The 12,739-nt window shown below is 69.4% G+C and carries 9 protein-coding genes; 3 read left to right on the plus strand and 6 right to left on the minus strand.

Features of this window, described 5'->3' with window-relative positions:
- Positions 1–162: 162 nt before the first annotated feature.
- From OG395_RS09455 to OG395_RS09470, 4 genes are all read right to left on the minus strand, one after another.
- A complete protein-coding gene (locus OG395_RS09455; protein ID WP_327242473.1) occupies positions 163–816 on the minus strand; it encodes a response regulator transcription factor in 654 nt (217 codons plus the stop codon).
- Positions 813–1,769: a HAMP domain-containing sensor histidine kinase gene (locus OG395_RS09460; RefSeq protein WP_327242474.1), complete on the minus strand. Its 957-nt coding sequence runs from the start codon at positions 1,767–1,769 to the stop codon at positions 813–815. Before OG395_RS09460 ends, OG395_RS09455 begins: the two co-directional genes overlap by 4 nt.
- 836 nt (positions 1,770–2,605) lie before the next feature.
- On the minus strand, positions 2,606–4,312 hold the full coding sequence (locus tag OG395_RS09465) for an IS1182 family transposase (protein WP_327242475.1): 1,707 nt from the start codon (positions 4,310–4,312) through the stop codon (positions 2,606–2,608).
- A gap of 52 nt (positions 4,313–4,364) precedes the next feature.
- Positions 4,365–4,817 (minus strand): hypothetical protein, encoded by a 453-nt coding sequence (locus OG395_RS09470; RefSeq protein WP_327242476.1) that lies wholly within the window; start codon positions 4,815–4,817, stop codon positions 4,365–4,367.
- 209 nt (positions 4,818–5,026) lie between these two features.
- On the opposite strand from OG395_RS09470, the gene OG395_RS09475 reads away from it, so the two are divergent.
- Entirely contained in the window at positions 5,027–5,626 is a 600-nt protein-coding gene (locus OG395_RS09475) for a DUF4232 domain-containing protein (RefSeq protein WP_327242477.1), read from the plus strand.
- A gap of 381 nt (positions 5,627–6,007) precedes the next feature.
- On the opposite strand, the gene OG395_RS09480 is transcribed toward OG395_RS09475, so the two are convergent.
- Both OG395_RS09480 and OG395_RS09485 read right to left on the minus strand, forming a co-directional pair.
- Complete coding sequence (locus tag OG395_RS09480; RefSeq protein WP_327242478.1) at positions 6,008–7,246, minus strand: DUF4032 domain-containing protein; 1,239 nt, start codon at positions 7,244–7,246, stop codon at positions 6,008–6,010.
- A gap of 103 nt (positions 7,247–7,349) precedes the next feature.
- On the minus strand, positions 7,350–7,979 hold the full coding sequence (locus tag OG395_RS09485) for an alpha-ketoglutarate-dependent dioxygenase AlkB (protein ID WP_327242479.1): 630 nt from the start codon (positions 7,977–7,979) through the stop codon (positions 7,350–7,352).
- A 367-nt stretch (positions 7,980–8,346) separates the two neighbouring features.
- Between OG395_RS09485 and OG395_RS09490 the strand changes: the two genes are divergently transcribed.
- Both OG395_RS09490 and OG395_RS09495 read left to right on the plus strand, forming a co-directional pair.
- On the plus strand, positions 8,347–10,893 hold the full coding sequence (locus tag OG395_RS09490) for an ATP-dependent Clp protease ATP-binding subunit (protein ID WP_327242480.1): 2,547 nt from the start codon (positions 8,347–8,349) through the stop codon (positions 10,891–10,893).
- Positions 10,894–11,305: 412 nt separating this feature from the next.
- Positions 11,306–12,631, plus strand: coding sequence for a geranylgeranyl reductase family protein (locus OG395_RS09495; RefSeq protein WP_327242481.1), 1,326 nt, complete (start codon positions 11,306–11,308; stop codon positions 12,629–12,631).
- The last annotated feature ends 108 nt before the right edge of the window (positions 12,632–12,739 follow it).

Genomic DNA, 12,739 nt, shown 5'->3' on the forward strand with positions numbered 1-12,739 from the left:
CCGGTGGCTGCGCCGGTATCTGGCTGTTCAAGTTTTCCCCTTGTACAGGTATCAGTGCATGGTGGTGCGGGATCCGGTGCATGGGGCACCGGACCGACGCCGACCCGTCGGAAGACAACGGTTGGGCCGGCGAGGTCTGGGGGTGGCGGCACCTGGCGTCGGCTATGGCTCGATGAGGCCGGTCCTGATGGCGTACCGGGTGAGCTCGACGCGGTCGCGCATGCCCAGCTTCTGGAGCAGGTTGGCGCGGTGCCGGTCGACGGTCTTGACGCTGATCACCAGGAGTTGGGCGATCTCCTTCGACGAGCGCCCCTCGGCGACGAGTTTGAGGATCTCCTCCTCGCGCTCGGTGATGGGCCTGCGGGGCAGCGCCTCCCCGCGGCGGACGAGGTCCAGGTAGTGGCGAATCAGCGTGGTCTCTGTGCCCGGGTAGAGGAACGGCTCATCTCGCATCGCCGCCCGACAGGCGTCCACCAGGTCGCGGTCGGCCACCGACTTGAGAACGTATCCGCAGGCGCCCACCTTGAGGGCTTCGAAGAAGTACTGCTCACTGTCGTGCATGGTCAGGAACAGGATCCTGAGATCGGGCCGGGACTTCGCCAGGGCACGAGCTGCCTGCAGGCCCGTCATGCGTGGCATGGCGATGTCGAGGACGGCGAGATCGGCGTCCATGTCTCGGGCCAACTCGATCGCGTGGGCGCCGTCATCGGCCTCGCCGACCACGGTCAGGTCCGGCTCCGACTCGAGGACGAGGCGTACGCCCCGCCGTACGAGGGCGTGGTCGTCGGCCAGCAGGATGCGTGCAGGGGTGTTCATGTGGCTCCCTCCGTCGGCAGCGGAACTCGCAGCCGTACGGTGGTGCCGCCGGAATCGAGGGAGGTGAGGGTGAGGGCCGCGCCGAGGAGAAGGGCGCGTTCGCGCATGCCCTGCAGTCCGGCCCCCTTCGCCGCATGACGGAAGCCCGTTCCGTTGTCGCTGACCGTCAGTTCCACGGCCCGTCCACCTGCCGTACGCAGTTCGAGACCGATCCTGCTCGCTCCGGAGTGGCGGGCCGCGTTCGTCATCGCCTCCTGGGCCACGCGGTACAGCACGAGCTCGGCCTCCGCTCCCAGCGCTGTCAGGGAGCCGTCTACCCGGTGGCTGGTGGTGACGCCGGGCGCTGAGAATTCCGTCACGAGGGCCCTGAGGGCGCTGGGCAGGCCGAGGTCCTCGAGCACGCCCGGTCGCAGCCTTCGGGCGATGCGCCGCACTTCGTCCAAACTGCCCCGTACTGTCTCCTGCGCGGTGACGACCTCCTCGCGCAGAGTCGTCGGTACTCGGTCGGCGATGCCCTTGAACTGCAGGATGACGGCCGTCAGGGTCTGCCCGACCTCATCGTGCAGCTCGCGGGCGACCCGTCGGCGTTCGGATTCCTGCGCCGACAGGACCCGGCCACTGCTCTCGGCCCGCTCGCTCTCCAGACGACCGAGCATGACGTTGAACGACTCCGTCAGCTCCGCCAGTTCGCCACGTCCCGTGACCCGGGCACGCTGACCGGGCTCCAGCAGATTCGCATCCGCCATCGCTTTGGTCAGACGCTTCAAAGGAGCGAGCCCGATGCGAAACAGCAGCCCGTTGGCCACCAGCATCGCGATCAGACCCCCGCACAGCACCAGCGCCTCGTGCGCAAGGACCGGGCTGGACACCGTGACCCACGGACCGATGAGCAGCCCGGTCGCGATCACGAGCACAATGGCGTTCGACAGGAACATCCGCCAGAACAGTGACACGCCCCGTCTCCCCCTTGCCCCGACCGGTGCTTTCCGCACAGCGTCGACCTCCCCCGTGCCGGGGGGCCGTTTTCGGAGCAAGCCTTGTCGACCATGATCGACGATTCCATACATGCTGCTACCCATCTTTCTGTCCCCCGCCTACCGCTGACGTGACCCTTCGCGTAGGCAAGGCGCAATGACGCTCGCCCGTGAAGAACCCGTACACATGATCGATCGTCTGTGGTGGATCGTTGATCACGTGGGTGACATGGCGGAAGTCAGCCGCCGGGATTCGCGAGTGCGCGCAGATCCCCGTCTCGCCCCGGGGCGAGACTCCGAGTCCGTTCGGGACGGTCCACAGCGACGTCCAATAGACCGCCGCGCGCAGAAGCCCCGCCGGAGCATGGCGGATTCCAGCGGGGCTTTGTGGTCTCACTCGCTTTTATCCGGGTCTCACCGACTGTGCGGACTTCCCCGAACCATGAAGTCCTGACCTGGCATCAAGCACCCGTCATGAACCAGCCGAACGCCCTTGGGCAGTCGCTATGACCTGTGCGGTGTGGGACCTTCACGGCTCAGGACAGGTGGCCAACCACCCCGCGCGGCCACGGCGAGCGGGGTGTCGCCCTGCGCCGGCAGCGTGCGGGCCTTCGGCGCGCAGGGCGGTGTCGGCCGGCGCCCATGTCACGCCGGAGTGTGAGCGGTTGCAGCAGGGTGGCAAACCCCTCACCTGATCCCGGCCGCTGCGTGCCACCGGGCGGCGCCCCGGCAAAGGCACCGCTCATCGACGCTGGCCACCACGCCGGGAAGGAGGCGAAGTCCCATGACTCTGGTGCGCAATTCCGGGTGGGTGGTCAGGCTGTGAGTCGGTAGCTGAGGCGGGTGAGGTTGCTGGTGCGGCTGCGGTCCAGTGGATGCTCGGTCCAGTGGGCGTCGAGGCGGACGACGTTGATCGCGGTGGCGGAGAAGGCGTGCTGGAGGCGGACTTTCGGCAGCCCGCGGTAGCGGGCCCGGCGGATGCCGGTGATGTCGAGGGCCTGGTTGATGGTTCCTTCCACTCCGGCCCGCAGGGCGTACTTGTCCTTCCAGGTCTTGGTCTTCTGTTCGGTGCGGGCGGCGGCGAGGGCGGTGTGCAGGTGCTCGGGGTAGAGGGTGAGCATGCGGTTGCCGCGCCGGGCCGAGGTGCACTCGGGTCGGACGGGGCATGCCTGGCAGTCCGTCTTGGCGAACTCGACGACGATGGCGTCTCGTTCGCGTTGTCGCACCGGGTGCCATCCGGTGCTGGTGTTGCCCTGGGGGCAGCGGACCTGGCGGGCTTTCCAGTCGATCCGGAAGGCACTCTTGTCGTAGCCGGTGTGGCTCTTGGCCTGGGCGGATCGGTCGAGGAGGACGGGAGTGACCATGACGGTTCCGCGGCTGCGTGCGGCCTCGATCAGTTCGGCGGAGGGGTAGCCGGAGTCCAGGTAGTGCTCGGCGGGCGGGAGGCCGCGGTCGGCGAGTTGTTGCTGGATCGGCGCGGTGGCCTTCACGTCCGGCACCGTCGACAGGGTGGTGGTCACATCCGTGATCAGTTTCGGCAGTCCCCGGGCTTCGGCTTCGGCTTCGGGGGGAGTGTTGTCGCAGCTCTCGGTGAGGTGGACCTTGTAGCCGAGCCAGAACAGGTCGTCGCCCTTGGCGGACCAGCGGGCGTCGGGGTCGTAGGGCGAGGCGAGGCGGAGATGGCCGGGCGGGACACCGTCCTCGTCGGCTTCCCGCTTGCTGACCACCTCCTTGCCCCGGCTGCTGGTGCGGACGGTGTAGGTCTGCACGAGGACTTGGCGCATGATGTCCACGGCCCCGATCTCCCGCAGCCAGGCCGGCGCGTCGGGCGACCAGACGGCCCGGCACAGCCGCAACGCGTCCTGGCCGTAGACCTGGGACAGCTGGTCGCGCTTGACCTTGGAGCCGGGCAGTTTCCAGCTGTCGACCCGAGGTCCGTAGCGGTGGGCGAACTCCGGCACGTCCACGGCCCGGGCCAGCCAGTCCGGTGCCGCGGCCGACAGCGCCTCCAGCGCAGCCCGCACGCTCTCCCCGGCCAGTTCCAACCGGTTCAAGTCCCGTACCGCGCTGACCACATGGGTGGAATCGGTGCGCTGCTTTCCTCCCGCGGCCACCAGCCCGGCATCAACGCAGTGCTCAAGGAGCCGGTCGAAGACGACACGTTCCATGCCGTTGCCGACCAGGCGGGCCCGGAACCGGGGCAGCACACTGTGGTCGAAGCCGGTGTCCGTCAGCTCCAGGCCGAGGGCGTACTTCCAGTCGATGGCCCGTATCGCCATCGCCGCGGCCTGCCGATCGGTCAAATTCTCCGCGAACTGCAACACCGTGACCAGCGACAGCATCCCCGGCGACAGGCCCGGCGCCCCACGCACCCCGAACGCCTCAGCGAACGGCTCATCGGTGAAGACCTCCCCGAGCCGGTCCCGCACCCGGATCGCCAAACTCTCCTGCGGGAACGCCGCCCGCGCGACCCGAACCGTCTGCTCCGGGACCGGCGGCAGCCCCATCGGCCGCAACGACATCACAACCCACCCTCCACGGCCGGACGACACGTAACGACCGCAGGAACGATCATCACCTACCGGTCAAGCAGCCGCCGAGAATTGCGCACCAGAGTCTCCCATCCAAGCAAAGCCCCAGCAGTTCTACGTCGACGGTCGTGCCGCCCAGATGCCCAGGGGTCCACTGCCACTGCCGGCACACCACCAGCACACTGGCCCAGTCCGCCAGAATCCCGCCGTGCTGAGCGTCGATCACCTGAAGCGCGGCCTCGTCCGCAGCGAGCCGCAGCGGACCCGCCCGGTTCACCAACGACGGCTCCGCCCCCAGCGCGACCACCCGTCTCTTCGCCGCCGCACCCTGCCCGGCGGGCCACGCGCCGATCGCCTCCACCACCTGTACAGCGCGCAGCTTCACGGCGGGGTCCACGTCGGCGCGGTCAGGACGCCAGGCCGTGGTCGCGGGCAAGGGCGCGGGCGGAGCCGGACCGGCCGGCGTGGCCGAGACGTCCGCACCCGTGCCGTCCACCGCCGGCTGCTACCGCCGGGGGCGGACCGGTGTCCGGAGTCGTACTCCCGCACCGGAGTGGATGATTCAGGGGGCGCGGAAGCGAGCAGGCGAGAACCATGGACTCCACTCCGCGAACCATCACCCCATTGTCCCCACGATCCTTCCGTCCGCGCGGGCGCGGACCGGCCGGGAGGGGGCGCGGGCTCCGCCGGTACGCCCTCGTCCCGGTGGCGGTCGCGTCCCTCGCCGTGGGCGCCACCGGCTGCGACGACGGCGCCTCCCCCTCGGCCGAACCCGCGGGATCGAGCAGGTCCGCCCCCGGCAGCACCGCCCCGGATGCGCCCATCGCCCCGGGCGAGCCCGCTCCCACCAGGGCCGCCACTTCGAGCGCCTCGGCTGCCACGTCCGTCCCGGCCACCGGCAGCGGTCCGGGGCGCTGCACGGCCGAGGAACTGACCATGAGCCTGAGGCAGGGCGACGCGGGCGCGGGCCAGATCCACTACCGGCTCACGCTGGTGAACAAGTCCTCGGACTCCTGCACCCTGACCGGCTTCCCCGGGGTCTCCCTGATCAGGCGCGACGGCAGCGTGATCGGCGCACCCGCCGACCGCGAGGGCGCCGCCGGCCGGGCCACCGTCATCGGGGCCGGCGGCTCGGCCGAAGTCACCCTGCACACTCTCAACCGCGGGATCAAAGGCTCGGAGTGCTGGGACCGGCCCGACTTTCTCCGGGTCTACCCGCCCGGTTCCCGAGAGGCCCTGACCCTGCGCACCACCCAGCCCCTCATCTGCGGCGGCCTCTTCAGGACGACAGCGGTGAGCGGCTGACAGAAGGGCGACGCCCTCGTGGGAACGGGCCGCGTTCCGGCATGCCCCGGCACCGCCGGGGCCGCATCCGCCCCACAGGTACGTCGGCGCGGGGTGGGCGTCAACTGCCGGCCGAACACCGTTCTTGCCTGCGATGGAGTTGGCTGCGATCGAGCAGGCCCGTACCGTCCGCGGCGCGGACCTGCGCTCGATGGACCTGGACGGCGTCGATCTCGACGGCCGAGTTCCGGAGGACGTTCCCACGTCGGCGATCCAGCCGTCGAATCGCCCTCGCTCCTCTTCACAGCAGACTGCTTCTCCCACCCCACGAGGGAATGTGGCCGATGGCGGCGGGGAGAGCGAAGGTGTGTGCCTCTCCCCGGTCGACGGGGGTCACGCCGCTTACGGGGAATCGCTCGCCGACGGCACTTGAGTCTCGGGGCGACGGAGAACACTGGTGATGTAGTCCGCCACAGCCGCCTCCAGGCCGATGTCCAGCTGTGCGCGCTCGGACATGTACCACCGGTGTTCCAACAGTTCGTGATAGAGCTCGGCCGGGTCCATCGAGCTCCGGAGTTCCTGCGGAACAGCACGTACCGTAGGCCTGAACACCTCGCGGACCCAGCGGTGGGCAAGCACCTCCGCACGGGCGCCGAGCGGGTCGCCCGGCGCGTAGTCCTCCTGTGTCGCCATCCAGCTCTCAAGGTCGTTGAGGAGTCGTCGGGCCTGGTTCTCCTCGGCGTCGAGCCCGGTGAGGCGCAGGAGTTGGCGTTGATGATGGCCGGCGTCGACCACCTTGGGGACGAACGTGATCGTGTCGCCGTTCGGGGAGTTGGCGATCTGCATCTCGGCGACGTCGAAGCCGAGGTCGTTGAGCCGACGCATGCGACGTTCGATGTAGTGATACTTGCCGGCCGGATAGACCGAAGTACGAGTCAGCTCACTCCACAGCTCCTGGTACCGCTGGCAGATCTCGGCGCCGAAAGCGATCGGATCCACCGAGGGATGGAGCGCACCCGCGGCCTCGAGGTCGAGCATCTCTCCGCTGATGTTCACCCGGGCCAGATCGATGTCGTATTCACGCTGCCCTGTGCTGAGTCGGTTGTGTACCTCGCCGGTCTCCGCATCCACAAGGTAGGCGGCATAGGCGCCGGCGTCCCGGCGGAAGAGTGTGTTGGACAGAGAGCAGTCGCCCCAGGCGAAGCCCGCCAGGTGCAGCCGGACCAGCAGTACGGCGAGTGCGTCCATGAGCCGGTGCACGGTGGTCGGGCGCATGGTCGTCTCGAACATCGAGCGGTAGGGCAGGGACCCGTTGAGATGACGAGTAATCAGCACCGGCTCCAGCGGCCCCCCGTCGGTGTCGGTGCGCCCGGTTACCACCGCGAGTGGGTCCACCGCGGGTATCCCGAGCCTGGCCAGGGTGCGCAACAGCTCGTACTCGCGTACCGCCGGCCGTTCGGCAAGCTCCTTGACGGCCACCACGTCGTCCCCCGCTCGTGCGTAGCGCACGACGTGACGGGAGATGCCGCGCGGCAGCGTCACCAGATGCTTCTCCGCCCATTCTTCGAGCGGTAGGTGCCAGGGCAGTTCGAGAAGGAACGCGGGGTGTTCGGGGTTGGTGGCGTTGAACTGCAAAGCCATCGGTCGCCTCGCTGGTTCGGTGACGGGAGCACCAGTGTGACGTAGCGAGTCGCGCGCCCCGTGACCAAGGGGAGGGAAGCGTACGACTACTGGTCGGAAGCGGTCACTGCACCCCGTGCGGCCGGAACTGGATGCTGATGCGCCCTCCCACGGCCCGAGCGGTCTTGGGGATGGCGTGCTCCCAGGTCCGCTGACAGGAACCGCCCATCACGATCAGGTCGCCGTGTCCGAGCGACCGCCGGACGACATCGCCGCCGCGGCACGGACGCAGCAGCAGGTCGCGGGGCGCTCCCACAGACAGGATGGCGACCATCGTGTCCTCGCGTGCGCCCCTGCCGATGCGGTCGCCGTGCCAGGCCACGCTGTCGCGCCCGTCGCGGTAGTGGCACAGGCCGGCCGTTGTGAAGGGTTCGCCGAGCTCGGCGGCGTAGTGCGTGGAGAGCGCCTGCCGCGCCTCGTCGAGGATGGGGTGCGGCAGCGGTTCGCCGGCACGGTAGAAGGCGAGCAGACGCGGGACGTCCACGACCCGCTCGTACATCTGCCGTCGCTCGGCCTTCCAGGGAACGTCCGCGGCCAGCTGTTCGAACAGGGCGTCGGCGCCACTCAGCCAGCCCGGCAGGAGGTCGATCCAGGCGCCGTCGTCGAGCCCGGTTCTGCGGAGCCCGTCCAGCGGGCGCAGCAACGCGTCGTCGCCCTGATCGAACAGGGACCCCTGGAGCTGGTGCGGTGCCATACCTGCAGCTTACCCCGCATTCGAACATGTGCGCTATTAGGAATGATTCTGCACCCCTGCCGCCCATGGACACCCGGGCGTTACGGATGGGCGCTGCGGTACGGGCCGGACACCCTGCGAGGTCACCCCGGCAGACACCGGCCATCCCGCGCGCCGGGCACAGCGGATGAATGCGCAGCGCACACCGTTCGGCCCCACTGCCCCTTGCCCCCGATTACCGACACGTAGCGCCCATATCGTCTAAATTGGGGCAAGTGGGGTTGCGGCTGTCTGTGGTCACGCCGGACATGCGGGACCGCGTCAACACAGCTGCACGTGCACTGAGACAGCGTGACCCGGTCCGGCCGGGCCACGGGGACGGATACCCATGACCGACGGCCAGCAGGGTCCCGAGGACCACGGTCCGGACCCCCTCGGAGACTTCCTCTCGCACTTTCTCGGCACCGGACAGGGTGGGGAGCCGCCCGACCCTCGGCGCATCGACTTCAGCCGTCTGTTGAGCGGTCCCGCACGGCAGCTCGTCACCGTTGCAGCGTCCTATGCCGCCCAGCACGGGAGTACCGACCTCGACACGGAGCACCTCTTGCGGGCCGCGCTCACCACCGAGCCGACTCGCCGCATGGTCACGCGAGCGGGCGCCGATCCCGACGCGCTCGCCGCTGAGATCGACCGGCAGGCCGGGGAAGGGCCGCGAAGCCAATTCATCGCCGTCACGCCGGCGGTCAAGCGCGCTCTGCTCGACGCCCATGAGATCGCGCGCTCCACCGGCGCCTCCTACATCGGCCCGGAACACGTGCTGGTGGCACTCGCCGCCAACCGCGACTCCGCAGCGGGGCAGATGCTCAACGCCGCGCACTTCTCGCCGCCCACCGGTGCCCGGGACGGCCTCGGGCCGGTGCCCGGCAGCGCCGGCCAGCGTACCGGCCCCGGCGAACGGAACACCCCCAATCTGGACAAGTTCGGCCGCGACCTCACCGACCTGGCCCAGGAGGGCCGTATTGACCCGGTCATCGGCCGTGACGTGGAGATCGAGCAGACCATTGAGGTCCTCGCCCGCCGAGGCAAGAACAATCCCGTCATGATCGGCGAAGCCGGAGTGGGCAAGACCGCCATCGTCGAGGGACTGGCCCAGCGCATCGCGGACGGCGACGTGCCGGACATCCTGCACGATCGGCGCGTCGTCCAGCTCGACCTCTCAGGAGTTGTTGCCGGTACCCGCTTCCGTGGGGACTTCGAGGAACGGCTCACCGGCCTCATCGACGAAATCCGCGCCCACTCGGGCGAGCTGATCGTCTTCATCGACGAACTGCACACCGTCGTCGGGGCGGGCGGCGGCTCCGAGGGCGGCCCGATGGACGCGAGCAATATGCTCAAGCCCGCGCTCGCCCGCGGCGAACTCCATGTCGTGGGGGCCAGCACGCTCGAGGAGTACCGTCGCTACATCGAGAAGGACGCCGCGCTTGCCCGCCGGTTCCAGCCGGTTCTGGTGCCCGAGCCCAGCCCGGCGGACGCCGTCGAGATCCTGCGGGGTCTCCAGGACCGCTACGAAGCCCATCACCAGGTCCGCTACACCGACGAGGCGCTGCTCGCCGCTGTCGAGCTGTCCGACCGCTACCTCACCGACCGCTATCTGCCCGACAAGGCGATCGACCTCATGGACCAGGCCGGCGCCCGGGTGCGGCTGCGCGCCTCCACCCGCGGCACCGACATCCGCGCCCTGGAACGCGAAGTCGAGCAACTCACACGGGACAAGGACCAGGCCGTCGCCGCCGAGCAGTACGAGCGGGCGACCGAGCTGCGTGACCGGCTCGCCGACCTCGAACAGCGGATCGGCAAGGCAGACCACGCGCCGCAGCCGCGCAGCCATGTCGCGGAGGTCACCGTCGAAGACATCGCCGACATCGTGTCCCGCCAGACCGGAATTCCCGTCAGCAGCCTCACCCAGGAGGAGCGGGACCGGCTGCTGAACCTGGAGCAACACCTGCACCAGCGCGTCATCGGCCAGGACGAAGCGGTGACCGCCGTCGCCGACGCCGTCCTGCGCTCGCGGGCCGGCCTGTCCGACCCCGGCCGCCCGATCGGAAGCTTCCTCTTCCTCGGCCCCACCGGCGTCGGCAAGACCGAACTCGCCCGCGCGCTCGCGGAGGCACTCTTCGGGAGCGAGGACCGGATGATCCGCCTCGACATGAGCGAGTACCAGGAACGGCACACCGTGAGCCGCCTGGTCGGCGCTCCCCCCGGCTACGTCGGTCACGAGGAGGCCGGACAGTTCACCGAAGCGGTACGCAGGAACCCCTACTCGCTGCTGCTCCTGGACGAGGTCGAGAAGGCGCACCCCGACGTCTTCAACATCCTGCTGCAGGTGCTCGACGACGGGCGGCTCACCGACTCCCAGGGCCGCACCATCGACTTCAAGAACACCGTCATCGTCATGACGAGCAACCTCGGTTCGCAGGCCATCACCGGGAGCGGCGGCGCGATGGGCTTCGGCGCCGGCTCCGCGGACGCCGACGAGCAGGCCCGCCGCGAGCGGGTGATGCGCCCACTGCGCGAACACTTCCGGCCGGAGTTCCTCAACCGCATCGACGAGATCGTGATCTTCCGCCAACTCGCCGACCAGCAGCTACGGCAGATCACCAACATACTGCTGGACGACTCCAGGCGTCGGCTCCGCGCCCAGGACGTCGCCGTCGAGGTCACTCTGGACGCCGTCGAATGGCTCGCCCAACGCGGCTACCAGCCCGAATACGGCGCCCGCCCGTTGCGCCGTACGATCCAGCGCGAGGTCGACAACCGGCTCTCCCGCATGCTGCTCGACGGCAGCCTGCAGCCCCACAGCCGCCTCCGGATCGATGTCGCCGACGGCGAGCTGACCATCCGCAAAGAGGAAGAACCACAGCGCCCCGCGAGCTGACCCCGAGCGGCGTCCCGGACAGCTCGCCCTGACCCGCCGCCACCTCACGACACGTGCGCCGTCGGTACAGCGCTGCCCCGCGCACAACGGCCGCAACGGCGCCCGGCGAAGCGGCCGGTTGCATCGTCCGTGCTGAAACCGTACGCGCCTGACGTTGTGGCGGGCCGTCGTCGCGAAGGTCTCGTCCCTCCGTCCTCTGCGTCGATGGCGACTTGGCGGTGCCGGAGTCACCGATGAGGCGGGACGGCGAAGAAGATCGCGAGTGTGCTGAGGAGATCGGCCGAGGTGAACCGGCGTGCCGGGGCGTGGCCGGACATCCGGCCCTGTTCCGCACCGGCTCGTCCTGATCGATGATGACGTACCGGGCTGCCGTCCTCGGTAGGCCACCGGCTGTCCCAGGAAGGGGTTTCCTATGCGGGAAACAACGCCAGCGCAGTCCCCGCCGGACGACCGCTCCGTCCACGACTCGCACGAAGAAGCCGATGTGATCGTGGTGGGGGCGGGGCCTGCGGGCTCGTCCGCAGCCTTCCACCTCGCCAAGGCAGGCATTGATGTCCTGCTTCTGGAGAAGGCCCACTTTCCCCGGGAAAAGGTGTGCGGAGACGGCTTGACCCCGCGAGCGGTGCACCAACTCATCCGGATGGGCATCGACATCAAGGCTCCGGGTTGGACGCGTTCACGCGGTATGCGATGGGTGGCCGGTGAGCATCAGGTGCACATCGACTGGCCCGCCCTGGGGCGCTACCCGGACTTCGGCCTCTCGCGCAGCCGGCATGACTTCGACGACATCCTGGCCCGCCATGCCGTTGCTGCCGGAGCACGGTTGCGCAACGGGGCGAAGGTGACTCAGCCCGTGACCGACCGCGCCGGCCGAATCACCGGCGTCACCGCCACGGCCGGAGCGAAGGAGCCGGTGGTCTTCCATGCACCGATCGTCATCGCCGCCGACGGCGCCTCCGCCCGCCTCGCCCTCGCCATGGGCCTGCAGCGGGACAGGAGCAGGCAGATCGCGACAGCCGCCCGCCGCTACTACCGCAGCCCGGAGCGGTCCCAAGAGGAGTACCTGGAGTTGTGGGCCGATCTCCGCTTTCCGGGGAGCGATCACTACCTGCCGGGATACGGTTGGATCTTTCCCATGGGAGACGGCCGCGTCAACGTCGGGCTCGGTGCGCTGCCCCACCGGCGGCACGGAATCGCGGACCTGCGGACCACGTTGGACCAATGGCTGGCCCGTACTCCTCACGCCTGGGGGCTGCAGGAGGAGAACGCCGAGGGCCCTGTCCGGAGTGCGGCACTGCCCCTGGGTTTCAACCGTCACCCCCTCTACACCCGGGGTCTCCTCCTGGTCGGCGACTCCGGAGGCATGATCAGCCCCTGGAACGGGGAGGGCATCGGTCAGGCCATGGAAGCCGGCGAAGTCGCAGCCGAGAGCGCCGCGCTCGCCCTCGCCCTTCCCCCGGGCCCCCGGCGGGAGCGAGTGCTGCACAGCTACCCTGTCGAGATGAACCGCCGCTGGGGGCGCTACTACCGTCTCGGCAACGCGGCCGCCGACATCGTCTTCAGCCGTTCGGGCTTCCAACCGATCCTCAATCGGTACGTCATGGGATCGCCGGTTCTGCTCAACACCCTGGCCCGGATGCTCACCAACCTCACGGACAAGCCCTCGCACGACGTGATCGACCATGTACTCAACACCGTCGTCCGCCTGGTACCGGCACCGCATGTGCGCAGACGCTGAACGGCCCAGGCCCTGCGACGGTGCCTCTCCCGGCGTGGTCGTCCCGGCCCCACCCCGCCACGCCCGAGGAAGCCCGATCCATGGAACCGACCGCGGGCCTGGCGGCCA

Source organism: Streptomyces sp. NBC_01320, from assembly GCF_035974375.1.
GTDB lineage: Bacteria > Actinomycetota > Actinomycetes > Streptomycetales > Streptomycetaceae > Streptomyces > Streptomyces yanii.